At 65.0% G+C, this 23,928-nt stretch carries 24 protein-coding genes; 8 read left to right on the top strand and 16 right to left on the bottom strand.

Features of this window, described 5'->3' with window-relative positions:
- Positions 1-62 precede the first annotated feature (62 nt).
- The 8 genes from NGB94_RS09875 to NGB94_RS09840 all read right to left on the bottom strand — a co-directional run bounded on the left by NGB94_RS09875 (position 63) and on the right by NGB94_RS09840 (position 9,947).
- On the bottom strand, positions 63-1,346 hold the full coding sequence (locus NGB94_RS09875) for a thymidine phosphorylase (protein WP_325790444.1): 1,284 nt from the start codon (positions 1,344-1,346) through the stop codon (positions 63-65).
- The gene (locus tag NGB94_RS09870) at positions 1,343-1,771 is read right to left on the bottom strand and encodes a cytidine deaminase (protein WP_418910640.1); all 429 of its coding nucleotides are present in this window, start codon (positions 1,769-1,771) and stop codon (positions 1,343-1,345) included. Before NGB94_RS09870 ends, NGB94_RS09875 begins: the two co-directional genes overlap by 4 nt.
- Positions 1,772-1,799: 28 nt before the next feature.
- Positions 1,800-3,089, bottom strand: coding sequence for an ABC transporter permease (locus tag NGB94_RS09865; protein ID WP_325790442.1), 1,290 nt, complete (start codon positions 3,087-3,089; stop codon positions 1,800-1,802).
- Complete coding sequence (locus NGB94_RS09860; RefSeq protein WP_418910636.1) at positions 3,086-4,453, bottom strand: ABC transporter permease; 1,368 nt, start codon at positions 4,451-4,453, stop codon at positions 3,086-3,088. The genes NGB94_RS09865 and NGB94_RS09860 overlap by 4 nt, the downstream gene beginning before the upstream one ends.
- Entirely contained in the window at positions 4,450-5,994 is a 1,545-nt protein-coding gene (locus tag NGB94_RS09855; protein ID WP_325790441.1) for an ABC transporter ATP-binding protein, read from the bottom strand. Before NGB94_RS09855 ends, NGB94_RS09860 begins: the two co-directional genes overlap by 4 nt.
- Before the next feature lie 138 nt (positions 5,995-6,132).
- Positions 6,133-7,245 carry a BMP family lipoprotein gene (locus tag NGB94_RS09850; RefSeq protein ID WP_418910635.1) on the bottom strand — a complete coding sequence of 371 codons (1,113 nt, stop codon included), beginning with the start codon at positions 7,243-7,245 and terminating at the stop codon, positions 6,133-6,135.
- A 243-nt stretch (positions 7,246-7,488) separates the two neighbouring features.
- Positions 7,489-8,694 carry an amidohydrolase gene (locus NGB94_RS09845; RefSeq protein WP_418910634.1) on the bottom strand — a complete coding sequence of 402 codons (1,206 nt, stop codon included), beginning with the start codon at positions 8,692-8,694 and terminating at the stop codon, positions 7,489-7,491.
- 104 nt (positions 8,695-8,798) lie between these two features.
- Entirely contained in the window at positions 8,799-9,947 is a 1,149-nt protein-coding gene (locus NGB94_RS09840; RefSeq protein ID WP_325790440.1) for a mannose-1-phosphate guanylyltransferase, read from the bottom strand.
- A gap of 227 nt (positions 9,948-10,174) precedes the next feature.
- On the opposite strand from NGB94_RS09840, the gene sdhC reads away from it, so the two are divergent.
- From sdhC to NGB94_RS09815, 5 genes are all read left to right on the top strand, one after another.
- Positions 10,175-10,555, top strand: coding sequence for a succinate dehydrogenase, cytochrome b556 subunit (gene sdhC, locus NGB94_RS09835; protein WP_055240212.1), 381 nt, complete (start codon positions 10,175-10,177; stop codon positions 10,553-10,555).
- 3 nt (positions 10,556-10,558) lie between these two features.
- A complete protein-coding gene (locus NGB94_RS09830; protein WP_325790439.1) occupies positions 10,559-11,026 on the top strand; it encodes a succinate dehydrogenase hydrophobic membrane anchor subunit in 468 nt (155 codons plus the stop codon).
- 64 nt (positions 11,027-11,090) lie between these two features.
- Positions 11,091-12,857 carry a succinate dehydrogenase flavoprotein subunit gene (gene sdhA / locus NGB94_RS09825; RefSeq protein WP_152228749.1) on the top strand — a complete coding sequence of 589 codons (1,767 nt, stop codon included), beginning with the start codon at positions 11,091-11,093 and terminating at the stop codon, positions 12,855-12,857.
- Positions 12,857-13,633, top strand: a complete 777-nt coding sequence (locus NGB94_RS09820) for a succinate dehydrogenase iron-sulfur subunit (RefSeq protein WP_152228750.1) — start codon at positions 12,857-12,859, stop codon at positions 13,631-13,633. Before sdhA ends, NGB94_RS09820 begins: the two co-directional genes overlap by 1 nt.
- Positions 13,634-13,741: 108 nt before the next feature.
- A complete protein-coding gene (locus tag NGB94_RS09815) occupies positions 13,742-14,524 on the top strand; it encodes an alpha/beta hydrolase (RefSeq protein ID WP_325790437.1) in 783 nt (260 codons plus the stop codon).
- Here NGB94_RS09815 and NGB94_RS09810 read toward each other — a convergent pair.
- From NGB94_RS09810 to NGB94_RS09795, 4 genes are all read right to left on the bottom strand, one after another.
- Positions 14,521-15,030, bottom strand: a complete 510-nt coding sequence (locus tag NGB94_RS09810) for a 2'-5' RNA ligase family protein (RefSeq protein WP_325790435.1) — start codon at positions 15,028-15,030, stop codon at positions 14,521-14,523. The two genes, NGB94_RS09815 and NGB94_RS09810, sit on opposite strands and share 4 nt — an antisense overlap.
- A 90-nt stretch (positions 15,031-15,120) precedes the next feature.
- Positions 15,121-16,149 (bottom strand): tryptophan--tRNA ligase, encoded by a 1,029-nt coding sequence (gene trpS / locus NGB94_RS09805; protein ID WP_325790434.1) that lies wholly within the window; start codon positions 16,147-16,149, stop codon positions 15,121-15,123.
- An 11-nt stretch (positions 16,150-16,160) separates the two neighbouring features.
- The gene (locus tag NGB94_RS09800; RefSeq protein ID WP_325790501.1) at positions 16,161-17,009 is read right to left on the bottom strand and encodes an exodeoxyribonuclease III; all 849 of its coding nucleotides are present in this window, start codon (positions 17,007-17,009) and stop codon (positions 16,161-16,163) included.
- An 82-nt stretch (positions 17,010-17,091) separates the two neighbouring features.
- Positions 17,092-17,604, bottom strand: coding sequence for a hypothetical protein (locus NGB94_RS09795; RefSeq protein ID WP_325790433.1), 513 nt, complete (start codon positions 17,602-17,604; stop codon positions 17,092-17,094).
- 177 nt (positions 17,605-17,781) lie between these two features.
- Between NGB94_RS09795 and NGB94_RS09790 the strand changes: the two genes are divergently transcribed.
- Positions 17,782-18,303: an O-acetyl-ADP-ribose deacetylase gene (locus tag NGB94_RS09790; protein WP_325790432.1), complete on the top strand. Its 522-nt coding sequence runs from the start codon at positions 17,782-17,784 to the stop codon at positions 18,301-18,303.
- Between the two features lie 6 nt (positions 18,304-18,309).
- On the opposite strand, the gene NGB94_RS09785 is transcribed toward NGB94_RS09790, so the two are convergent.
- On the bottom strand, positions 18,310-19,179 hold the full coding sequence (locus NGB94_RS09785; protein ID WP_325790431.1) for a GAP family protein: 870 nt from the start codon (positions 19,177-19,179) through the stop codon (positions 18,310-18,312).
- Positions 19,180-19,303: 124 nt separating this feature from the next.
- Here NGB94_RS09785 and NGB94_RS09780 point away from each other — a divergent pair, with 124 nt between their 5' ends.
- The gene (locus NGB94_RS09780) at positions 19,304-20,560 is read left to right on the top strand and encodes a sensor histidine kinase (RefSeq protein ID WP_325790430.1); all 1,257 of its coding nucleotides are present in this window, start codon (positions 19,304-19,306) and stop codon (positions 20,558-20,560) included.
- Complete coding sequence (locus tag NGB94_RS09775; RefSeq protein WP_325790429.1) at positions 20,557-21,228, top strand: response regulator transcription factor; 672 nt, start codon at positions 20,557-20,559, stop codon at positions 21,226-21,228. The genes NGB94_RS09780 and NGB94_RS09775 overlap by 4 nt, the downstream gene beginning before the upstream one ends.
- A gap of 32 nt (positions 21,229-21,260) precedes the next feature.
- Here NGB94_RS09775 and NGB94_RS09770 read toward each other — a convergent pair whose 3' ends face one another.
- The 3 genes from NGB94_RS09770 to NGB94_RS09760 are packed head-to-tail and all read right to left on the bottom strand — an operon-like array spanning position 21,261 to position 23,918.
- Positions 21,261-22,121 (bottom strand): ABC transporter permease, encoded by an 861-nt coding sequence (locus tag NGB94_RS09770; protein WP_325790428.1) that lies wholly within the window; start codon positions 22,119-22,121, stop codon positions 21,261-21,263.
- Entirely contained in the window at positions 22,118-22,990 is an 873-nt protein-coding gene (locus NGB94_RS09765; RefSeq protein WP_325790427.1) for an ABC transporter permease, read from the bottom strand. Before NGB94_RS09765 ends, NGB94_RS09770 begins: the two co-directional genes overlap by 4 nt.
- Positions 22,983-23,918, bottom strand: a complete 936-nt coding sequence (locus NGB94_RS09760; protein ID WP_325790426.1) for an ABC transporter ATP-binding protein — start codon at positions 23,916-23,918, stop codon at positions 22,983-22,985. Before NGB94_RS09760 ends, NGB94_RS09765 begins: the two co-directional genes overlap by 8 nt.
- Positions 23,919-23,928 lie beyond the last annotated feature (10 nt).

Here is a 23,928-nt window from a genome sequence, read left to right as displayed (position 1 = left end):
GAACAGAAAACTGCCCGTATGAGAGCTCATACGGGCAGTTTCTGTCATCTCGTTGATGGGGGCTAGCTGATCCGGTCGATGATCAGCGGCTGCAGCTCGGAGGCCTGAGGTGCAATAACGGCCGCGCCTTCCAGTGCTTCCTTCGCCCGCTCGAACTTCTCCGGGGTGTCCGTCAGCAGCGTCATCAGCGGCTGCCCGGCCTTAACCGTGTCACCGGGCTTGGCATGCAGCCGCACGCCCGCCCCGGCCTGCACGGCGTCTTCCTTCCGCGCCCGTCCGGCGCCGAGGCGCCAGGCGGCAACACCTACGGACAGGGCGTCCAGCTCGGTGAGCACACCGTCAGCGGAGGCCGTGATGGTCTCCGATTCCCGTGCGACGGGCAGCTCGGCGTCCGGGTCTCCGCCCTGGGCGGAGATCATCCGGCGCCACACGTCCATCGCCCGGCCGTCCTTCAGCGCAGCGGCAGGATCGGCGTCGGGCTGTCCCGCCGCGGTGAGCATCTCCTTGGCCAGGGCCACGGTGAGCTCGACGACGTCGGACGGGCCGCCGCCGGCGAGCACGTCCACGGACTCCTGGACCTCGATCGCGTTGCCCGCGGTCAGGCCCAGCGGGGTGGCCATGTTCGTGAGGAACGCCACAGTGTTTACGCCGGCGTCTTTACCGAGTGTGACCATCGTCTGCGCCAGCTCGCGGGCGTCGTCCACGTTCTTCATGAACGCCCCCGAACCAACTTTCACGTCCAGGACCAGCGAGCCGGTTCCCTCTGCGATCTTCTTGCTCATGATGGAAGACGCGATCAGCGGAATGGCTTCCACCGTGGCCGTCACGTCGCGCAGGGCATAGAGCTTCTTGTCCGCCGGGGCCAGGCCCGCGCCGGCAGCGCAGATCACGGCGCCGACGTCGGCAAGCTGGGCCATCATCTCGTCGTTGCTCAGTGCCGCACGCCAGCCGGGAATCGCCTCGAGCTTGTCCAGCGTGCCTCCGGTGTGGCCGAGGCCGCGGCCGGAGAGCTGCGGTACGGCCACCCCGAAGACTGCCACGAGCGGTGCCAGCGGCAGGGTGATCTTGTCCCCCACACCGCCGGTGGAGTGCTTGTCCGAGGTCGGCTTGCCCAGCGAGGAGAAGTCCATGCGCTCACCGGAGGCGATCATGGCAGCGGTCCACCGGGAGATTTCCTCCCGGTCCATGCCGTTGAGCAGGATCGCCATGTTCAGGGCGGCCATCTGCTCGTCGGCGATCACTCCGCGGGTGTACGCATCGATTGTCCAGTCGATCTGCTCGGGGCTGAGGGTCCCGCGGTCCCGCTTCACCCTGATGATGTCTACGGCGTCAAAACGTTCGCTCACTTCTCTGCCTGCCCTTCCAGGTGCTGCGGCCCGAAGGCATCGGGCAGCACTTCATCCATTGTCCGAATTCCGCTCACGGTCAGCAGCTGCATGCCCGGTGCCCGGAATTCGTAGAGCAGCTGGCGGCAGCGCCCGCACGGCATCAGGGTTTCGCCTTCGCCGTCCACGCAGGTGAATGCCACGAGGCGCCCGCCGCCGGTCATGTTCAGCTGGCTGATCATGGAGCACTCGGCGCACAGGGTCAGGCCGTAGCTGGCGTTTTCGATGTTGCAGCCGGAGACAATCCGGCCGTCATCGGTCAGTGCGGCTGCTCCCACGGGGTATCGGGAGTAGGGAACGTAGGCATGGGCCATTGCTTCCCGGGCCGCGTCCTGCAGGGCGTTCCAGTCAATTTCAGGCGCAGGGGTAACTGCGTTCATCTGTATGTCCTTCTGTTCCTGGTTGGAGCGGGGATCAGCTCTTGATGTATGGGATACCGCTGGCCGCAGGCGCCCTGGACTTACCGACTACACCGGCGACGGCGAAGATGGTCACCACGTAGGGCAGCATGGCCAGGAACTGGTTTGGCACCGGAGTGCCGAGGAGGCTGAGCACGGACTGCAGGTTGGAGGCGAAGCCGAACAGCAGCGCTGCGAAGAGCGCACCGATCGGGTTCCAGCGGCCGAGGATCAGCGCGGCAAGGGCAATGTAGCCCTGGCCGGAGGTCATGTCCCGGTTGAAGGAGGACACCGACACGAGGGTGAAGAACGCACCGCCGACGCCGGCAACGGCACCTGCGAGCAGCACGTTCCAGAACCGCATGCGGTTCACGTTGATGCCCACGGTGTCCGCGGCCTTGGGGTGCTCGCCAACGGCACGGGTCCGCAGGCCCCACTTGGTGTGGAACAGTCCGAAGTAGATCGCCGCGACGGCAACGTACATCAGGTAGCCGATCACGGACTGGTCGAACAGGATCGGGCCAAGGATCGGAATATCCGAAAGCAGCGGAATCGGGATCTTGTCCAGGCGAGGTGGCGAGTTCCACTTGGCCGAGTCCGCACTGAGCACGGTGGAGAAGAGGAACCCGGTTAGGCCGGAGACCAGCACGTTCAGCACGACGCCGACGATCACCTGGTTCACGATGTACTTGATGCTGAACACGGCGAGCACCAGAGAAACCAGCACACCGGCGATGGCCGCAGCGAAGAGTCCAACAAAGGCATTTCCGGACAGGGAGCCAGCTACCGCGGCAGCAAAGGCGCCGAACAGCAGCTGACCCTCAATGGCAATGTTGACGACGCCGGAGCGCTCGCACAGCACGCCGGAAAGCGAGCCGAAGATCAGCGGAAACGCCAGCGTGAAGGAGCCGGCCAGCAGGCCGTAGAGGGCCACGCTGGGGCTGCGGGCGCTGCCCACCGCCCAGGTAAGGAACGCGGCAATGAAGAACACCGCGAAGACGGCGATCAGCCATCCCGGGATGTGCTGGTAGCGGTTGACCAGGATAAACGCGTAGGCAGCCGAGGCGAGCAGGACAACCGAGGCAATCCAGCCCAGGACCGGCGCTGAAACCACAATGTTGGGCAGCTGGATGGCTGCGTTGGCGTCTGTCAGGCGGAAGGTGACTTCACTGGCCGGAGATCCCAGGCCAAAGGTGATGAACGCCAGGACCGCCAGGACGCCGAGGATGATCGGAGTCTTCCAGCTGCGGAGAGCCTGCAGGTCTGCCGGCCGCCCCTTGGAGGCGAGAGTTGTTGCGGTGCTCATGCTGCTCCTTGCGCTGCATCGGCTTTTTTGGTCATGCGCTTGCCGGAGGTCTTGAAGGCTCCGGGCGGCGGGATCCTGAACAGGGACCGGACCAGCGGTGGTGCGGCGATGAACAGGACGATCAGCGACTGGACCACCAGGACAATGTCAATGTTGGTTCCGGTGCTGGTCTGCATGGTGACGCCGCCGGCGCGGAAGGCACCAAAGAGCAGGCCTGCCGCGAAGGTTCCCCAGGGTGAAGAGCGGCCCAGCAGGGCAACGGTAATGGCGTCAAAGCCGAAGCTGGCGGCAACACCGGAGGTGAGCACCTTTTCGGTACCCGATACCTGGGCCACACCGGCCAGGCCTGCCAGGGCGCCGGCAATCAGCATGACGATCACGTAGCCCTTGGTGGTGTTGATGCCGGCGTTGCGCGCAGCCGCGGGGTTGGCGCCGACTGCGCGGAGCTCAAAGCCCACGGTGGAGCGGTTCAGCAGCCACCAGATAAAGACCGTGGCAGCAATGGCCATGATGAAGCCCCAGTGCAGGCGGAAGCCGGCACCGAACAGCGGCGGGAACATGGCGCTCTCGTCCAGCTGCGGGCTGATGGGGTTGGTGGACCCGGGGCGCTGGAATCCGGGCGTCGTGAGCAGGAAGAGCACCAGCTGGATCGCGATGTAGTTCAGCATGATGGTCACAATGACCTCGTGTGCTCCGGTCCGGGCCTTCAGCAGGCCGGCAATGCCGCCCCAGAGCGCACCGCCGACGGCTCCGGCAATGATCACGATGAGCAGGTGCAGGCCGACCGGCAGGTGCCAGCTGAAGCCGACCCAGGCGGCAAGGGTGGCGCCGATCAGGATCTGGCCCTGGGCACCAATGTTGAACAGGCCCGCGCGGAAAGCGAGGGCAACACCAAGGCCGGCGCAGATCAGCGGGGTGGCTACCGTCAGGGTCTGGGTCAACGGGTAGATCATCCGGGAGAAGGTATCGGCTTCGAAGTTGAAGACCGATCCCTGGAAAAGCGCCACATACGCTCCCGAAGCTGCCGACCACGCAGCGCCCAGCATGTCGCCGGGGCGGCTGAAGAAGTAACCTGCGGATTCCGCGACCTCTTCGTCAGTAAGAGCGATCAGCAGGCCGCCGACAACCAGTGCCATCAGCACAGACAGAACCGAGACCAGCGCGTTGCCGGTGACGATGCGCCGCAGCACGGACTCACTGCCCGTTTCCGGATGGAGCTCGGTTTCGGCCACGCGTACGGCAGGCGGCGGCAGTGCCCCGCCCGCGGTTTCGGCAGCGGTCAGCAGGCGCGTCTCGTCGGCGGCTGCTTCCTCTTTCCGGGGGGCTGGATCGCCCGGCTGCCTGTTTGCTTCCTCCGGGCTCACTGCGCCCCTCCCTCGATCTCGCTCTGGTGCGAAAGTGCATCTTCGGCGCTCATGCCGGCCATCATCAGGCCCAGCACGTCACGCGACGTGTTGCCCGGAACAATGCCCATGAGCCGGCCGCTGTAAAGCACTGCGATCCGGTCTGCCAGTTCCAGGACCTCATCCAGTTCGGTTGAAACGATCATCACCGGTGTGCCGCCGTCGCGCTCGGCGACGATGCGCTTGTGCAGGAACTCAATGGATCCGACGTCGACGCCGCGGGTGGGCTGGGAGGCAATGAACAGGGACAGGGGCCGGGACAGTTCCCGGGCCATGACAACCTTCTGCTGGTTGCCGCCGGACAGGGTGCCCGCTGCGGCCTCTGCCGACTGCGTGCGGATGTCGAACTCTTCAATCTTCTCTGCCGCGTTCCTGGCCACGACGGCCGGACGCATGGACAGTCCCTTGGCGAACGGCGTTTTGTTGTAGCGGTTCAGGACCAGGTTTTCGGCGACTGTGAACGTTCCCACGAGTCCGTCCACGCTGCGGTCTTCGGGCACAAAACCGACGCCGGCGTCGATGATCTGGGCTACGCGCTTGCCGACGAGTTCTTCGCCGTCGAGTTTGATCGATCCCGTGACGTGGTCCTGCAGGCCCATGATGGCTTCGGTCAGTTCAGTCTGCCCATTGCCCTGGACACCCGCGACGGCGAGGATCTCGCCCTTGGCGATTTCGAAGCTGAGGTGGTCCACTACGGCCTGGCCGGTGTCGGAAAGCACCACCAGGTCGCGGACCTGGAACGTCGCTTCGCCCAGCTTTGCCGGCTCCTTCTGCAGGTTGAGGCTTACCGAACGGCCCACCATCATGGAAGCGAGTTCTGTGGTGGAGGCACTCGGCGGAGCGTCGCCGACCACCTTGCCGCGGCGGATCACGGTAATGACGTCGGAGACGGCCTTTACCTCGCGCAGCTTATGGGAAATGAAGACAACGGACTTGCCGTCCTCGCACAGCTGGCGCATGATCGCCAGCAGCTCGTCAGTCTCCCGCGGAGTCAGCACGGCGGTGGGCTCATCAAGGATCAGGACTTCAGCGTCCCGAATCAGGGCCTTGATGATTTCAACCCGCTGCTGGACGCCAACCGGCAGATCCTCAACGACGGCGTCGGGATCAACGTCGAACCCGTACTGTTCGGAGATCTGGCGGATGCGCGTCCGCGTGGTTTCCAGGTTCAGGGAGCCGCCGGCGCGGGTGGTCTCGTTGCCCAGCGCGACGTTCTCGGCGACGGTGAACACGGGCACCAGCATGAAGTGCTGGTGCACCATTCCGATTCCTGCCGCCATGGCATCTCCGGGACCTGAGAAGACAACGGGTTTGCCGTTGACCAGGATTTCGCCCTCTGTGGGTTCGTAGAGGCCGTACAGGACGTTCATCAGTGTTGACTTGCCTGCCCCGTTCTCACCGAGCAGGCTGTGGACCTGCCCCGGCTCGATCACCAGGTCTATGTGGTCGTTGGCAACCAAGGTGCCGAAGCGCTTGGTAATGCCTTTGAGTTCGAGTTTCACAACCCCAACCAATCTGTTTGTGTCTGAGTGTTTGGGCACCCCCAAATGGAAGATTACCCGGAACAGAACGGACCGCCGCCGTCCGGCTGCAGCGCAGCCGGACGCACAGCGGTCCGTTAGATGCGGCCTGTGCCCTGTTTACTTGGGGCTGGCAGCGGATTCTACGGTGATTTCGCCGGAGATGATCTTTGCCTTGATCTCATCTACAGCAGTCTTGACCTCGGCAGGAACAGCATCTTCCTGGTCGTGGAACGGAGCCAGCGTGACGCCGCCGTTCTCCAGCGTGCCGACGTACGGCTCGGCGTCGAAGTTGCCCTCGACGTCAGTGGTGATGACGTCCTCGACAGCCTGGCCCATCAGCTTCATGACGGAGGTAAGGATGTATTCCTTGCCGTTGCCGGCGGTCTCGAAGCCGTCGGAGTCGACCCAGATCACCTTGTTGGTGCCGCCGCCTGCGTTGGCTTCGACAACAGCGTCCAGTGTTCCGGTACCCACCGGTCCGGCCACCGGCATGATGATGTCGGCGCCTTCGTTGATGAAGTTCTCGGTGGTGGTCTTGCCTGCACCGGTGTCGGTGAAGTTGCCGATGAAGGAGCCGGTCTGGTCAGCCTTGTTCCAGCCCAGGACCTCGACGTCGGCGCCGTTCTGCTCGTTGTAGTACGCAACGCCGTCAGCGAAGCCGTCCATGAAGATGGTCACGGTCGGGATGTTGATGCCGCCGTAGGTGGCGACCTTGCCGGTCTCGGACGTGCCGGCAGCTACGTAGCCGGCCAGGAATGCAGCCTGGGCCGTGTCGTAGATGATCGGCTTGACGTTATCCAGCTCGATGGAGTTGTCATCGATGATGGCGAAGTGGCTCTCCGGGTTGGCGGCAGCAACTTCCTGCGTGGCGTCGGCCAGTAGGAAGCCGACGGTGACCGTGATGTCGCAGCCGTTCTGGACAACCATGGAGTCCAGGTTCGGTCCGAAGTCGGTCTCGGACTGGGACTCAGCCGTCTTGACTTCGATTCCGAGGTCCTTCTCCGCAGCCTTCAGGCCTTCGAAGCCGGACTGGTTGAATGAACGGTCATCGAATCCACCGGAGTCCGAAACCATGCATGCGAGGAAGTCGCCGTTGGCGCTTGCCTCACCGCTGGATGCGGAGTCTTCCTCCGGGGCGGCACCGCAGCCGGCCAGCAGAAGCGCCGATGCGCCCAGCATGGCGGCGGATACACCGGCATTGCGCTTGAAGCCGCGCGGGAAATTCTTCAATGTTCCTCCAGAAAAGAAAAGTTTTCCACCGCCTTGACTGCGGCTCGGCCCGCCGGACGGGAAGGCCTTCGCAGGTGCGTGTGGTGCGCGCTCCTTCCCTCATGGAGCGCAGCAAGACCTAACCATAGTGCATGTGTTGCGAACCACTATGCGCAGAAGTGTCCTGGGGAACATTTGTTTACATGTTGTTATCAATCGGGGCTTTGTGAAGGCTCCGCCGAGGCCGCCGCCGAGGGCCTCGTCCTAGTGCCGGAGACCGCGTGCAGCGCGCACCGCTGCGGCTGCCATGACCGAGACTCCGCAGCTGATCGCGAGTTCGTCCGGGTTGTAGTCACCGCGGTGCAGGTCGAAGGTTTCCCCGCCCGGGGTGCGGGTACCCAGGCGCATCATGGCGCCGGGGATGGCCTGGGTCATCCACGCAAAGTCCTCCCCGCCCATCGACTGCGGGGTCAGGACCACTGAGTCCTCCCCCAGCTCGGCGCGGGCGGAGGCCTCGATCAGCCCGGTCTCGGCTTCGGAGTTAATGACCGGAGGCACGCCGCGGGTATGTTCCAGCGCCACCTCCACGCCGTAAGGCGCGGCAACTTCGCGGACCACGTCGTCGAGCAGTTCGCCCGCGGCATGCCAGGCCTCGGCATCAAGGCAGCGCATGGTGCCCGCCATAAAACCGTGGCCGGGGATGGCATTCGGCGCGGACCCCGCATGGATCTGGCCCCAGACAACGGATACGCCGCTGCGGACGTCGATCCGCCGGGACAGGATGGCGGGAACGCTGACAGCGATCTGGCTCAGCGCGAAAACCAGATCCTGGGTCAGGTGCGGCCGCGAGGTGTGTCCGCCCTGGCCTGAGAGTTCAATCCGGATGGTGTCCGAGGCCGAGGTAATGGCACCGATGCGGGTGCCGACCTGCCCGACGTCGACGCGCGGGTCGCAGTGCAGGGCAAGGATGCGCGGAACGCCGGAAAGCACGCCCTGTTCAATCACGGACAGGGCACCGCCGGGCATGACTTCTTCGGCCGGCTGGAAAACCACCCGGATCCGTCCGCCGAGGGCCCCCTCGACATCAAGCCTGGCAAGTACCCGGGCCGCGCCCAGCATGACGGTCGTGTGGATGTCATGCCCGCAGGCGTGCGCAATTCCGGTGTTAACGGAGGCGTACGGAAGTCCGGTCTCCTCAAGGACAGGCAGTGCGTCGATGTCCGCCCGCAGTGCCAGGCCAATGGGTCCGTCCCCGATGTCCACGTAGGCGCCGGTGTTCTCGAGCCGCTTGGGCTGCAGTCCGGCAGCTTCCAGGGCTTCGACGATCCGGTCCGTGGTCCGGAACTCCTTGTGCGAAAGTTCAGGATGCGAATGCAGGTCCCGCCGGAAATCGATCAGCTCACCCAGGATCGGGGCAACACTTCCCCTGATGGACGGTACCGGTGAGCTGCTAAGTGGGGTTGTCTGCACGTATTCAAGGTTAGCCAACCTGTGCTGGTCTGCGGGAACTGGATGACTTTAAGACTTCCCACAGCCCAATTACGTGAGCTGCAGAACTCCGGATACTGCTTTAACTACAGGACGTCGGTATCGCCGCTGGCCTTGAGGTGTTCCACGGCCTTCTTTACTTCCTGGGCGTGGTCCTTCGTGGTGACCAGAAGGGCGTCCGGGGTGTCGACAATCACTACATCCTCGATGCCGATCAGGGCGATGACCCGCTTGGTATCCGAAACGACAATTCCCGAGGCGTCTTCCGAGTACACCCGGGCGCCCTCGCCCATAACGGTCAGCTCGCTGTTCTCGGCCGCCGGGTTCAGCCGGCCGATCGCGGCGAAGTCGCCTACGTCGTCCCAGCTGAAGATTCCGGGGATCATCGCGACGTCCCCGGCCGCGGCGGCCGGTTCTGCCACCGCGTAGTCAATGGCGGTCTTGGGCAGCGTGGGCCAGACCCGAAGCACCACTTCGCGGCGGTTCTCCGTGTCCCAGGCTTCGGCTATTTCCATCAGGCCCGCATGCAGCTCCGGCTCGTTGGCCAGCAGGTGCTTGAGCATCAGGGCCACCGGTGCCACGAACATGCCGGCGTTCCAGCTGTAGTTGCCGCTGCGAAGGTAGCCGCGGGCGGTGTCCTCCGAGGGTTTTTCGACGAATTCAACCACTGAGTGGGCGCTCGGGGCGCCGTCGATCTCCAGCGCTTCACCGGCCTTGATGTAGCCGAAGCCGGTGGACGGGTGGGTGGGATGAATGCCGATGGTGACGATGTAACCCTGTGCGGCGGTGTGGATGGCCTCGCGGACCGTCTCCTGGAACACCTCCACGGGGGTGATCACCTGGTCTGCGGCGAACGAACCCATGATGATCGACGGGTCCCGCTGGTACAGGATCGCCGCTGCCAGTCCGATCGCTGCCGCGGAGTCCTTGGGCTCGCTCTCGAGCACCAGGTTCTCCTGCTGGATCTCCGGCAGCTGGGCGAGGACGGCGGAACGGTGGAGCTGCCCGGTGACAACCATCACGCGGTCTTCGCTGAGCGGAGCCAGGCGGTCATAAGTGGCCCGGATCAGGGTGGAGCCGGAGCCGGTGAGGTCGTGAAGGAACTTCGGTGCGGCAGCACGGGAGAGCGGCCAGAGGCGTGTCCCCACTCCCCCTGCCGGAATCACGCCGTAAAAGCGGTCGAAGACGTCGGCGCCGGCCGATTCCGGGTTCACATTTGTCATTTCAGTACTCATCAGTGCCAAGGTTAGCTGAGAGTCCCCTCGGCCACGGCGCGGACACGGGTCCGTGCTGCCCCGGGCGCACTGCGGAGTGTAAGCCAGGTCACACTGTAGGGGAACCTAAATTGATCCCGCTCCGAGCGGGACCTAGATTATGCTTGAGCTTATAAGTGCTCTCGTGCCGGCGTCATCACTGCGTGGAAGACGCGCTAGCGCCGCTGCGATGCAGGGAGGAATATTCAGTGTCGAAGTTACCAGCAGGCACGCTTTACCGCGGCCGCGAAGGCCAGTGGTCATGGGTGGCCCATCGAATTACTGGCGTGGTGATCTTCTTCTTCCTTTTGGTCCATGTTCTGGATACCTCGCTGGTGCGCGTGTCGCCCGAGGCCTACAACGTGGTCATCGGAGCGTACAAGAACCCCATCATGGGTCTCGGTGAGCTCGGCCTCGTCGCCGCCATCGTGTTCCACGCCTTCAACGGCCTTCGGGTGATTCTTATCGACTTCTGGAAGAAGGGCCCCAAGTACCAGCGCCAGATGCTGTGGGGCGTTGTCGGCCTTTGGGTCGTGACCATGATCGGCTTCTCCATCCGCCACCTTCCCATCGTTTTCGGGGGTCACTAAGCCATGAGCACTCCTTCAATTGAGGCCCCCCGGGCCGGACGAATTTCGCCGAAGTACACCCGCAACGGGTCCGGCAAGGGCAACTTCGAGATGATCGCATGGCTGTTCATGCGTATCTCCGGTGCGCTGCTGGTCATCCTGATCTTCACCCACCTCTTTATGAACCTGATGCTGGGCGACGGCATCAAGGCGATTGACTTCGGTTTCGTTGCCGGCAAGTGGGCTTCCCCGCTCTGGCAGATCTGGGACCTGGTCATGCTCTGGCTGGCCATGCTCCACGGAACCAACGGCGTCCGCACGATCATCAACGACTACGCCGAGAAGAACTCCACCCGCATGTGGCTCAAGACGGTGCTGTACTCCGCAACCGTCGTCATCATCGTGCTTGGCACCCTCGTGATCTTCACCTTTGATCCGTGCCCTGCCAACGCGACCCTGGACCAGCTGCCGTCCTTCTGCCCCGCACCCTAGCCCGGCAGGCACCGCAGCAACTCCCTTAGAGCTACACACAGTTTCAACAGAAAGAGCATCTGGTATGCAGGTCCATAAGTACGACGTCGTCATTGTCGGCGCCGGCGGCGCCGGTATGCGTGCCGCCATCGAATCCGGACAGCGCGCTCGGACGGCGGTACTGACCAAGCTGTACCCCACGCGTTCCCACACGGGAGCAGCGCAGGGCGGCATGTGCGCAGCATTGGCCAACGTAGAAGAAGACAACTGGGAATGGCACACCTTCGACACCGTCAAGGGCGGCGACTACCTGGTGGACCAGGATGCCGCCGAGGTCATGGCCAAGGAAGCCATCGACGCCGTGCTGGACCTGGAAAAGATGGGCCTGCCCTTCAACCGCACGCCTGAAGGCCGGATCGACCAGCGCCGCTTCGGCGGCCACACCCGCGACCACGGCAAGGCTCCCGTACGCCGCGCCTGCTACGCCGCGGACCGCACGGGCCACATGATCCTGCAGACGCTGTACCAAAACTGCGTCAAGCACAACGTTGAGTTCTACAACGAGTACTACGTCCTGGACCTGCTGACCGTCGAGGACAGCTTCGGACAGAAGCGCGTTGCCGGCGTCGTCTCCTACGACCTCGCCACCGGCGAGCTGCACGTCTTCCAGGCCAAGTCCGTGGTCTTCGCCTCCGGCGGTGCGGGCAAGGTCTTCAAGACCACCTCCAACGCCCACACCCTCACCGGTGACGGCATGGGCATTGCCTTCCGCAAGGGCATCCCGCTGGAGGACATGGAGTTCATCCAGTTCCACCCGACCGGCCTCGCCGGCCTGGGGATCCTGCTCTCCGAAGCCGCCCGCGGCGAAGGCGCGATCCTGCGCAACTCCGAGGGTGAGCGCTTCATGGAGCGCTACGCGCCTACCATCAAGGACCTCGCTCCGCGTGACATCGTGGCCCGTTCTATGGCCAACGAAGTCCGCGAAGGCCGCGGCTGCGGCCCGAACAAGGACTACGTCCTGCTGGACCTGACGCACCTGGAGCCGGCTCACATCGACGCCAAGCTCCCGGACATCACGGAGTTCGCCCGCACCTACCTCGGTGTTGAGCCCTACACCGAGCCGGTCCCCGTCTTCCCGACGGCGCACTACGTCATGGGCGGCATCCCCACCAACATCAAGGCCGAGGTCCTCCAGGACAACGACACCGTGATCCCGGGACTCTATGCAGCCGGTGAGGTTGCCTGCGTCTCCGTCCACGGTTCAAACCGCCTGGGCACCAACTCCCTGCTGGACATCAACGTCTTCGGCAAGCGCGCCGGCATCTACGCTGCCGAGTACGCACTGCAGGCCGACTTCGTCGACCTGCCCGAGGATCCGGAAGCGGACACGATCGCCCTGCTGGACGTTGTACGCAACTCCGAAGGCACCGAGCGCGTTTCCGAAATCCGCCGCGACCTGCAGAACACCATGGATGCCAACATGCAGGTGTTCCGTACGGCCGAGACGATCCAGAAGACGCTCTCCGACATCGCTGATCTGGAAGAGCGTTACAAGAAGATCAACGTCCAGGACAAGGGCAAGCGCTTCAACCTTGACCTGCTGGAAGCCGTTGAGCTTGGTTTCCTCCTGGAACTGGCCAAGGTCATGTCGGTGGCGGCCCTGCACCGCGAGGAATCGCGCGGCGGCCACTTCCGCGAAGACTTCCCGGAGCGCGATGACGAGAAGTTCATGCTGCACTCCATGGCCTACAAGGTCGATGAGGCCGACAACGCCGAGCACACGGCCGGCATCCGGCTCGATACCAAGCCGGTTATTTTCACGCGCTACGAGCCGATGGTGAGGAAGTACTAATGACAACGGAAGTCGCTGAGCCGGCCTCAAAGATTGACCTGGCCGAATCAACTGCCGGTGAAATCCCCTCCTTCGACATCACGCTGAAGGTGCGCCGCTACAACCCGGAAATCTCTGACGAGGCCCACTGGGACGAGTGGACGCTGACCATGTACGGCACGGACCGTGTGCTGGATGCCCTGCACAAGGTCAAGTGGGAGCACGACGGCACCGTTTCCTTCCGCCGTTCCTGCGCCCACGGCGTCTGCGGTTCTGATGCCATGCGCATCAACGGCCGCAACCGCCTTGCCTGCAAGACCCTGCTGAAGGACCTGGACACGTCCAAGCCCATCCTCGTCGAGCCCATCAAGGGCCTGCCGGTGGAAAAGGACCTGATCGTGGACATGGAACCGTTCTTCCAGTCCTACCGCGAGATCATGCCGTTCCTGGTGTCCAAGGGCCACGAGCCCACCAAGGAGCGCCTGCAGTCCGCTGAGGACCGCGAGCGTTTCGACGACACCACCAAGTGCATCCTCTGCGCTGCCTGCACGTCTTCGTGCCCGGTCTTCTGGACCGACGGACAGTACTTCGGCCCGGCTGCGATCGTGAACGCGCACCGCTTCATCTTCGACTCCCGTGACGACGCCGGAGACATGCGCCTCGAAATCCTGAACGACAAGGAAGGCGTGTGGCGCTGCCGCACCACCTTCAACTGCTCGGAAGCATGCCCCCGCGGCATCCAGGTCACCAAGGCCATCTCCGAGGTCAAGCAGGCCATCCTGAACCGCTCCATCTAGTTCAGGGGCGAGTCCGCTTTTCAAAGGGCGGAGGAACCGGATTCAGTTCCGGCTCCTCCGCCCTTTGCATGTCCGGAACAGGATTCGGCAGCCGATAGGGTTGGGACCATGCCAGAGTTTGAATCTGTTTCATTTACCGGCGTCAACGGCACCACCCTGGCCGGCACCCTGGACGTCCCGGACGGGGACGCGCTTGGCTGGGCGGTTTTCTGCCACGGGTTCGCGCTGGGCAAGAACAGCGCCGCGGCCTCACGCATCTCCAAGGCGCTGGCAGAACGCGGCATCGGGGTGCTCCGGTACGACGCGGCCGGGCTGGGCCGTTCCACCGGGTCCTGGGAAGACGGATCCTTCTCCACCAAAGTGTCCGACCTGCACAACGCCATGGATTTCCTGCGCTCCTCCGGCCGCCCGCCAACCCTGCTGATCGGCCACTCGCTCGGCGGAGCGGCGGCTCTCGCAGCCGCGGCCGGAGAAGACTCCCTGGCCGCCCTGGTGACCATTGGGGCCCCTTTCCGGCCCTCCCACGTGGCCCACCTGTTCGAGGACGAGCTGGACACCATTGCCGCGGAGGGGACGGCCGACGTCGAGCTGGGCGGCCGGATGCTGACCATCCGGCGGGAACTGGTCAAGGACCTCCACAGCCACGACCTGCGCGAATGCATCGAGTCCCTGGACCTGCCGCTGCTGGTGATGCACTCCCCCACCGATGAGACGGTGGGAATCGACAACGCCTCGGAGATCTTCAACGCTGCACGCCATCCGCGCAGCTTCGTCTCGCTGGAGGGCGCCAGCCATCTGATGCCGGACAGGGAACAGACAACCAGGGCAGCAGAGATTATCGCTGCCTGGGCCGGAATCTACCTTCGGCAGGCCCGGGAGGAGGGGGTCTAGCCTCTTCTTTGGCCTCGCAGGACCATTTCCTCGCGCAGGACCCACAGTCCGTGCGGGTCATGTTCAAACACGCCGATCCGGTCCACGGTGAAGCTCGCGCTGTAGTCACGCAGCGTCTCCACGGCGTTGTCCATGCTGGCCTCGGAAACGTCGTGCGCCACCGTGACGTGCGGGTGGTACGGGTAGGTGTTTTCATGGTCCAGCGGCCCCGACTGCAGCTCCTTGTGGAGCTGTGAGCACTCGGAGAACCCGTCTTCGACCTGTACGTAGACCACGGGCGTCACCGGCCGGAAGGAGGCCGCCCCGCGCAGGGTGACCGTGAAGGGCGCCTGGGCGGAAGTCACAGCACGCACGTGCTCAAGGACCGATTCCCAGTCCGGTGCCGGCGTGGTGGTTACCAGGGTGATGTGGGCCGGAATCACCGAAGCCATGGGGTCCCCGAACGAGGCCCGGGCACGCCGCAGCTCCGATGCCATGGGCTCGGGAACCGGGATCACAATCCCCACCCAGCAAGGGCTTTCGGGCATCCTTTCGCCGCCGCCGCGGGCTGCGCCGGATGAGGTCTGGACGGTGGAGTTCGTGTAGCCCATGAGCGCTTAGCGGGCGGTTGAACCCAGTGGGAGGAAACCGATCTTCTCGTACACATCGGCAAGTGTAGCCGACGCCGTTTCCCGGGCTTTCATCGCGCCCTTGGCCAGGAGCCGGTCCAGTTCCGCCGGGTCGTCCAGCAGCTCCAGTGCCCGCTCCCGGATGGGACGGATGTGATCGGTTACGGTCTCTGCCAGGTCCACCTTCAGGTGTCCGTACATCTTTCCTTCGTACTCCTTGACCAGGGTGTCGATGCTCCGGCCGGTGATCAGCGAGTAGATGGAGAGCAGGTTGGAGACGCCGGGCTTGGCTTCCCGGTCGAACCGGATCTCCGTCCCGTCGTCCGTCACGGCCGATTTGATCCGCTTGGCAATTACCTTGTCCGGGTCCAGCAGGTTAATCAGGCCCGCCTGGGACTCGGCCGACTTGGACATCTTCGCTGCCGGGTTCTGCAGGTCGTAGATCTTGGCGGATTCCTTCTGGATGAAGGCTTCCGGAACGGTGAACGTGTCTCCGTAGCGGGTGTTGAAACGCTTCGCGAGATCCCGGCTGAGTTCCACGTGCTGGCGCTGGTCCTCGCCCACCGGCACGCCGTGGGGGTGGTACAGCAGGATGTCAGCCACCTGCAGGATGGGGTAGGTGAACAGGCCGACGCTGGCGGCGTCCGCACCGAAGCGCTGCTGCTTGTCCTTGAACTGCGTCATCCTGGACGCCTCGCCGAATCCGGTCAGGCAGTTCAGCACCCACGCCAGCTGGGCGTGTTCGGGCACCTGGGACTGGACGAACAGGGTGGCCTTGTCCACGTCCACCCCGCCGGCGATGTACTGCGCTGCGGTTACACGGGTGCGCTGGCGAAGGTCGGCCGGGTCCTGCGGCACGGTGATCGCGTGCAGGTCCGGAATGAAGAAGTACGCGTCGTACTGCTCCTGCAGGCGCACCCAGTTCACCAGGGCACCGAGGTAATTGCCCAGGTGAAGGGAATCCGCGGAGGGCTGCATCCCGGAGAGGATGCGCTGGCGGGCGGGGGTCTGCGTCATGTTTTTGTGCCTCAGAACTTGTAGTCGACGACCACGGGGGCGTGGTCGGAGAAACGGGCGTCGTACGTGGCTGCGCGGTCAACGACGGCGCTGACGGCACGCTCGGCGAGGGCGGGAGTGGCCATGTGGTAATCGATGCGCCAGCCGGCGTCGTTGTCGAAGGCCTGGCCGCGCCAGGACCACCAGGTGTACGGTCCGGGCACTTCCCCGGCAAGCTTGCGGGCCACGTCCACGTAGCCGATCTCGTCGCTGAAGAAACGGTCGAAGTAGGCGCGCTCTTCGGGCAGGAATCCTGCCCGCTTGACGTTGCCCTTCCAGTTCTTGATGTCCAGCGTTGTGTGGCCGACGTTCAGGTCGCCCACGATCAGCGCGTAGTCGCTGGTGGCGGCGAGCACCGGAAGACGTGCCGCCATGACGTCCAGGAAGCGGTACTTGTCATCCTGCTTGGGGGTGCCTGCCTCGCCGGAATGAACGTAGGCGCTGACCACGGTGAGGAGCTTCTCCTCGCCGTCGACCGGGATCTTGAAGTCGGCTTCAACCCAGCGGCCGGAGAGGGCGAAGTAGTCTTCGCCGATGTGCTCGCGGACGGCCACGGGCTCGGCGCGGGACACGATCGCCACGCCGGCACGGCCTTTGGCCTCCGCCTCGGCGTGCAGGATGTGCCAGTCGCTGCCCAGCAGGTCCCGGACAATGGCGTCGGGAGCACGGACTTCCTGGAGGCAGAGGATGTCGATGCCGCGTTCGGCCAGCCAGTCGGCCATGCCGCGCTTGTACGCAGCCCGGATGCCGTTCACGTTGACGGTTGCGATCCTCAGCGCCGAGGCTCCGTTTTCAGGGCCGGGGTCCCCGGTCAATTCCATGCTCACGCCAAATACCTTACCCCTCAGTAGCTTTCGTTTCCGGCGGTGCCGCCGCTCGTACGGTGCGGCCTCAGCCTGCGGCTTAGTCGACTACGGTGCCCTCGACCGGGCCGCCGTCATCCTTCTTCATCATTCCGCGGGCGTTGTGCGCTGTGATCTCAATGGTCTCGATGGCTCGGGCAACCTGGTCGGCGTCGGTGCCGAGGTTGTCACGGATCACCTTGGACTGGACCTGGATGATCTTGAAACTGTGATCAAGTTTCTGGTCGCGGATGAGGGTCGCCTCGTCCATGACCTCGACCGAAGGAGCGGCGCCGGCGGCACGGTTCAGTGAATCCTGTGCCTCGGCGAGCTTGGCGCTGGCTTTGCGTGCCGCGCCGCGGATGCTGAAGACAACAAAGGCGAACAGCAGCAGCCAGCCCAGGGAGATGATCACCACCAGCCAGCCAACGACGTCGTTCTCATTGGCGGCGAAAAGCACGGCAACAATGAACACGAAGACCATGACAGTGGTCCCGATCGTGGCCATCTGGCGGCTGATACCCCGGCCGGGATTGCTTGCTGACGGCATCTTGCCGTTACGGATGGACTGCATGACCTTATTCTCTCAAATTTTCGGAGTACCTCTCTCCGACTTACCCCCTCGGCGAAACGAGAGGCCAGTTACGGCTCTTTTGAGGTGCCAAAAGAGCCGTGACTGGCCTCTCGAGGTGGGGATCGGGGCATGGCCGCGGGGTTGCCGGAGCGCGGACGCGGCTGGAAGGCTGTGCCAATGGACATTGAGCTGCTGCAGGGAGACATCACAACGCGCGACGTCGACGCCATAGTCAACGCGGCCAACTCGTCTCTGCTGGGCGGCGGCGGAGTGGACGGCGCCATCCACCGGGCAGCTGGAGGACAGCTGCTCGAGGCCTGCCGTGCCCTGCGGCAAACCGACTATCCGGAAGGGCTGCCGGTGGGGCAGGCCGTTGCCACGGATGCCTTTAATCTTCCGGCCCGCTGGGTGATCCACACCGTGGGACCCAATGCGCTGGCGGGGCAGACGGACCCGGAACTGCTGCGGCAGGCCTTCGCCAACAGCCTGGCCGTGGCAGAGAGGATTGGCGCCGCGACCATAGCCTTCCCCGCGATCAGTGCCGGGGTCTACGGGTGGGATGCAGACGACGTCGCGCGCACTGCGGTGCAGGCCGTGGGCAACCATCCGGGAACGTGCCTTGAACGCGTGGAGTTCGTCCTGTTCAGCGACCGCGTTGCCCGGGCCTTCCAGGCCGCGTTCGAAGAGCTCCGCGGCTAACGCGCGTCACCCGCCGAAGGGATTCCAGGAAGCGTCGGGGAACAGCCCCGCCAGCCCGGCACGAAGCAGCAGGAATCCGACAATGCCCGCTACCCAGAGCACGGCTTCGCCCGCCGCTTTGGACAGCCACGCCCGCAGCCGCTCCAGCGGTCCGTCCAGATGCCGTCCCAGGATCCGCCGCGCGGTCACCAGCACAGCCGCAGGCAGCAGCATCACCACGCAGTACAGCGCCAGGATCCCGGCGGACGCCGTCCAGTCTGTCCCGGATGAGGTCACCAGTCCCACGGCCGCCAGGTAGGGCAGCATGGTGGGAAGTTCCAGGACACCGGCCAGCAGCGCCAGCCCCAGCAGTCCGCCGCGGGTATCCAGGGCCTTGCCAATCCGGTGCTGCCAGCGCCGTTCAGTGTCCTGCGAACGCTGGAGCGCTGCGGTTGCCCGTGTGCTGCCGGCCTGGCCTGCGCCTCCGCCGGGCGGTTCCGGTGCGAAGCCCGGCGCCGTGTGCTGCCCGGCAGCTGCGGCGCCTTGGCCCGGTTTGGCAGCCGCTTGAGTACCGGGTTTCTTGAACGCCGTGTCCCTGAACGACCAGAGAAGCATGCCCGCGCCTGCCGCGATCATCAGTGCCTGCACAGGCGGGAGTTCCAGCAGCGTGCCCATTCCCCCGCCCAGCATCCGCCCCAGCCCGCTGGCGCCGGAGAGCAGCAGCAGGCCCACCAGGAAATAGAACAGTCCGACGGCGCCGAGGTAGGCTGCCACCTTCCCGGTAGTCCTTCCGGCGTCACGCCGCATCAGGAGCCAGACGGGGATCACGAGCGTGCCGATGCTGGTGCTGTCCACCAGGGCGAGGATGCCCAGCTGGGCGAGGGTTTCCAAAGTCATAGCGCTACTCTTCCGCTTCGGCTGCCCGGCGGAATCCGGCCTTCGGCGTAGCCGCAGTCATTCTTTGGTGCCACAGGACCGAAACCTGCTTGGCCGCAGGCTATGCCCACGTCAGGATGGGAGTATGACCTACTCATGGGGCCAGGATCCGGCCGCCCGCCGCATCCGGCGCGACGATGCCCTGCTGGCCCTCGGCTATGCCGCCCTCGCCTGGCTGCTGCATTCGCTGGAGCTGACCGCCACGGGCACCCCGGCTGTCCCGGCGCTGGAGCCATGGTGGCCCGCGCTGACTGCCGTTGGCTGTGCCGCCGTCCTGCTTCGCCGCAGATGGACGGCGGTGATGGTACCGGTATGCCTCGCCGTCGCCGTTCCGCTGGTGCTGGCGAACAGCACGGTTGGCTTGTTCCTGGCTTTCGAAGCCGTGTTTTCGCTGGTGCTGTTCGGAACGGCGCGGGCTGCGCGGGCAGCGGAGCTCGTGGTCCCGGTGCTCTGCGCCGGCTCGGGAGCGGTCGTGTGGGGGCTGACGGGTGACTTGGGCGACGGCGTTACTGTCATTCTGCTGACCGGCATGGTGCTCCTGCTCCCGGCTGAATGGGCGTCCAACCTGCGCAAGGCGGCCCAGCTGGCGGAGAGCGAGAGCGCACGGGCGGCGGCTATCCGGTCCGCGGCCCGGGACCAGGAACGGCTGGCCGCGCGCGAGCATGAACTGGCGCTGGCCGCGGAGCGGCAGGACATGGCCCGGGAACTCCACGACGTCCTTTCCTCCAGGCTTTCCGCGATTGCCCTGCAGTCCGGAGCGGCGCTGCGCAGCCCTCAGGGAAGCTCCCTTCCGTCCGAGGTACTGGCGCATGTCCGCCGGGAAAGCGTGAAAGGACTGGAGGAACTCAACGGCATGATCCGCACCCTCAGCACGGGTGTTCCCCGTCCGCTGGCAGGAAGCATCCAGGACCTTGACGCCGTCGTCGAAGGCCACCGGGCCGCGGGACTGTCCGTCGCCTGGACGAACCGGGTTCCCAACTCCGATGCGCTGCCTTCTCCGGTGCAGGCCGCGGTGTACCGGATCGCAGTGGAGGCGCTGGTGAACGCGGCCCGCCACACGGAGGGCGCGCACGTCTGCATGCTGCTGGAGAGCGTTCCCGGCGCCGTCCGCCTGGTGGTGGAGGACGACGGCGGCAGCTCCCGGTCCACCGGTACGCCTGCTGTGCCCGGCACCGGCACCGGAGTTCCGAGCATGCTGGCGCGTGCCGAGCACCTCGGCGGGCAGGCCTGGGCCGGTCCTGCGGCCGGAGGCGCAGACTGGAGAGTTGAGGCCGTCCTGCCGGCGTCCGGTATTCGGGCGGCGGAGCACGAAGAAACAGCAGCTGGAGGAGCAAAGGTATGAGCGGGGATATTCGGGTTCTCCTGGCTGACGATCACGCTGCGATCAGGCTGGGCATGCGCATGGTTCTGGAGACCGAACCGGGGTTTGAGGTGGTTGGCGAAGCGTCCGACGGCGCTACTGCCGTGCGTATGGCCCGTGCGCTGCGCCCGGATGTTGTGCTGATGGACCTGCGGATGCCGGTGGTTGACGGTGTCCAGGCAACTGAGCAGATTGCCTCTGCGGGGCTGGCGAAGATCGTGGCCCTGACCACCTTCGACCATGACTCCTATCTGTTTGGGGTGCTCTCCGCTGGGGCCGCCGGGTTCCTCCTCAAGACGGCTGAACCGGGTGAAATTACGACGGCGCTGCGCCGGGTCCATGACGGCGGCACCGTGATCGCTCCGGAGGTCGCCGGCCGGCTGGTGGAGGCGTTCGTCTCCGGCAGGGAACGCTCCGTCACTGAGGCTCCGCCTGCCGGGAGCCGCGCCCCCGCGCCCGAGGTTGAGCTGACGGCACGTGAAGAGGAAGTCCTGGACTGTCTTGCCGAAGGGCTCAGCAACGTCCGGATCGCCCGCAAACTGGGCATCTCGGAAACCACCGTCAAGACCCATGTTTCACGGGTGCTGGCCAAGCTCGGGGTTGAATCCCGGCTGCAGGCAGCCCTGGCTGCCCGGGTCCGCACGCCCTGATCCGGCTACGGCACAGCGGCCCCGCGAGCTCGCTATTTCTGGAAAAGCGCTTCGAGCCTGCGGGTGGTCACGATCAGGCCGATGGCGATCATCACCACGAAGTACAGCAGATGCCCGGCGGTGGCCAGGCTGAACGCCCCGGCGCTGATCTGGCGCAGCATCTCCACGCCGTGCCACAGGGGCAGTGCCTGAATGATCCACTGCACGGCCTGCGGGTAGACGCTGAGCGGGTAGAAGGTAGCGGAGAACAGGAACATCGGCAGCATGACGAAGTTGACCCAGTCCAGCTGCTGGAAGGTCTTCATGTAGCTGGTGATCGCCATCCCGAAGGACGCAAAGCCGAAGGCAACCACCACCGCGGCGGGAATCATCAGCAGCGCCGCCGGTGAGGTCACCAGTCCCATGGCAGCCATCACAGCGGTAAAGCCGGTGGCGTACATTGCACCGCGCAGCAGGGCCAGCAGGATCTCCCCCAGTGCCACGTCCAGCGGCCCCAGCGAGGTGGCCAGCATGCCCTCATAGAGCTTGGCGTAGTTGAGCTTGAAGAACACGTTCATGGTGGAGTCGTAGACGGCACCGTTCATGGCGGACACGGCCAGCAGGGCGGGCGCGATGTACGCCGCGTAGCTGATCTGTTCGCCTCCCGGTCCGGTGACGGTGCCGATCAGCGCGCCCAGGCCGATGCCCATGGCAATCAGGTACAGCACCGGTTCCACAAAACCGCTGATCATGATGGACCAGTTGGTGCCCCAGGTCGCCTTCAGCCCGCGGGCAAAGACGGCTCGGATATTCCGGGCATAGAGCGAGCCCAGGACCCGTTTGCCTGCCAGCGCCGGGGATGCGGGCGCCAGGAAGTCCGACGCCGCTCCCCCGGTACGTTGTTCAGCGTTCATTTGCCCAGCCTCCGTGTGAAGGTACGCCGGGCCAGGAGCCAGCCGCCCGCTGCGAGCACCAGCAGGTAGGCCACATGCACGACGGTCAGGAGAACAGGCTCAGCCAGGCCGTAGCTGAACATCCGGCCCAGCTCAGTGGCGTGCCAGAGCGGTGAGATCCAGCCGATCCAGCGGATCACCAGCGGCAGGGTGTCCAGCGGGAAGAAGGTGCCGGAGAACAGGAACAGCGGCATAACGATAAACCGCTGCACCATCGCGAACTGGCCGCGGTCCTCGGTGATGGAGGCGCTGTACGCCATCAGCGGCAGGCCAAAAGCCAGTCCGCCCAGGATGGCCGTGAGAATCATCAGCCAGGCGGTGCCCGGATTGCCGACGGCGCCGAAGAGCAGCAGGAACACGAAGTATGCTCCGCAGGTAATCAGCAGCCGCACGCCCAGTCCCAGGACGTGCCCGTCCACCAGCTGGCCGCTGGACAGGGCCGAGGCGTTGGGCCCGTAGTAGGTCCGCCGCCATTTGAAGCCGGACATCACGGTGTACGTGTTTTCCTCGCTGGAGACCATGATCGCCGCCGTCGCCAGCAGCGCCGGAGCGACGAACATCAGGTAAGAGACCGAGGAGCCGTTGCCGGTTTCGAAGGCCGCGTTGGTACCGGTATCCACCAGCGAAGCCAGCCCGATTCCCATCCCGAAGAGGTAGACCAGCGGGGTTCCGACGGCGGTGACCAGCACGGTGATCCCGTAACCGCGCATCCGGCGCAGCCAGTGCTCGGCGTAGTAGACCGCTCCGAAGCGCCGTGCCCTGCGGGCGGTCTCTTCCGGCGTCAGCGGGGACCGCAGCCCCAGGACTGCGTGGGTGCGCTGCTCAGTCAACGAGGCTCCTGCCGGTCAGGCGGAGGAAGACGTCCTCCAGCGAAGAGCGCCGAACCAGGGAAGTAATGGGGCGCAGTCCACGGGAGCTGACAGCTTCAAGGGCCGCTTCGCCGTCGTTCGCGTAGATGAGGACACGATCCGGAAGGGTCTCGATGCGCTCCCCAATTCCGTCCAGTTCCGCGGCGACCGTGGTGTTGCGTTCGGAGCCGAAGCGCAGCTCGACCACTTCGCGGGAGGAGTGGGTGCGGATCAGGGCTGCCGGAGACCCCTCGGCCATGATCGTGCCCTTGTCCACCACGATCAGCCGGTCGCAGAGCTGTTCGGCCTCGTCCATGTAGTGGGTGGTGAGAATCAGCGTGACGCCGGCTTCCTTGAGCCGGAAGAGGCGGTCCCAGAGGATGTGCCGGGCCTGCGGATCCAGGCCGGTGGTGGGTTCGTCCAGCAGCAGGATCTTCGGATCGTTGATCAGTGAGCGGGCGATGGTCAGACGGCGCTTCATGCCGCCCGAAAGGTCGTCCACCCGCGCCTTGGCTTTGTCCGTCAGCTGCGCGAACTCCAGCAGTTCGTCCGCCTTGGGCTGCAGGTAGCTTTTGGGCAGGCCGAAATAGCGCCCGTAGGCAAGCAGGTTGTCCCGGACACGGAGTTCCTCGTCCAGGTTGTCCTGCTGCGGCACCACACCGAGGTGTGCCCGGACTTCCGGTCCGTTGGTGTTCGGGTCCAGGCCCATAATGGCCAGCTCGCCGGACGTCCGTCGGGAAACTCCGCCGATCATCTTCATGGTGGTGGATTTTCCGGCGCCGTTGGGACCGAGCAGTCCGAAGGACTCCCCTGCCGGTACTTCGAAGCTGATGCCGTCAACGGCGGTGAAGTCCCCGTAGGACTTCGTCAGGTTTGAGGCGGTAATTACCGGTCCCTGGAAGCCGCTCACGGCGGGAGTT

The organism is Arthrobacter koreensis, assembly GCF_035792275.1.
Taxonomy (GTDB): Bacteria; Actinomycetota; Actinomycetes; order Actinomycetales; family Micrococcaceae; genus Arthrobacter_B; species Arthrobacter_B koreensis_A.
This window is presented reverse-complemented; position numbering and strand designations above follow the sequence as displayed.

What these genes read in the sequence shown, in the direction of transcription:
- NGB94_RS09800 (WP_325790501.1), bottom strand. Translation starts at nt 17,009, where the DNA reads ATGGAATTGACCGGGGACCCCGGCCCTGAAAACGGAGCCTCGGCGCTG.
- NGB94_RS09785 (WP_325790431.1), bottom strand. Translation starts at nt 19,179, where the DNA reads ATGACTTTGGAAACCCTCGCCCAGCTGGGCATCCTCGCCCTGGTGGAC.
- NGB94_RS09780 (WP_325790430.1), top strand. Translation starts at nt 19,304, where the DNA reads ATGACCTACTCATGGGGCCAGGATCCGGCCGCCCGCCGCATCCGGCGC.
- NGB94_RS09795 (WP_325790433.1), bottom strand. Translation starts at nt 17,604, where the DNA reads ATGCAGTCCATCCGTAACGGCAAGATGCCGTCAGCAAGCAATCCCGGC.
- NGB94_RS09770 (WP_325790428.1), bottom strand. Translation starts at nt 22,121, where the DNA reads ATGAACGCTGAACAACGTACCGGGGGAGCGGCGTCGGACTTCCTGGCG.
- NGB94_RS09790 (WP_325790432.1), top strand. Translation starts at nt 17,782, where the DNA reads ATGGACATTGAGCTGCTGCAGGGAGACATCACAACGCGCGACGTCGAC.
- NGB94_RS09775 (WP_325790429.1), top strand. Translation starts at nt 20,557, where the DNA reads ATGAGCGGGGATATTCGGGTTCTCCTGGCTGACGATCACGCTGCGATC.
- NGB94_RS09840 (WP_325790440.1), bottom strand. Translation starts at nt 9,947, where the DNA reads ATGAGTACTGAAATGACAAATGTGAACCCGGAATCGGCCGGCGCCGAC.
- trpS (WP_325790434.1), bottom strand. Translation starts at nt 16,149, where the DNA reads ATGACGCAGACCCCCGCCCGCCAGCGCATCCTCTCCGGGATGCAGCCC.
- NGB94_RS09865 (WP_325790442.1), bottom strand. Translation starts at nt 3,089, where the DNA reads ATGAGCACCGCAACAACTCTCGCCTCCAAGGGGCGGCCGGCAGACCTG.
- NGB94_RS09820 (WP_152228750.1), top strand. Translation starts at nt 12,857, where the DNA reads ATGACAACGGAAGTCGCTGAGCCGGCCTCAAAGATTGACCTGGCCGAA.
- NGB94_RS09815 (WP_325790437.1), top strand. Translation starts at nt 13,742, where the DNA reads ATGCCAGAGTTTGAATCTGTTTCATTTACCGGCGTCAACGGCACCACC.
- sdhA (WP_152228749.1), top strand. Translation starts at nt 11,091, where the DNA reads ATGCAGGTCCATAAGTACGACGTCGTCATTGTCGGCGCCGGCGGCGCC.
- NGB94_RS09830 (WP_325790439.1), top strand. Translation starts at nt 10,559, where the DNA reads ATGAGCACTCCTTCAATTGAGGCCCCCCGGGCCGGACGAATTTCGCCG.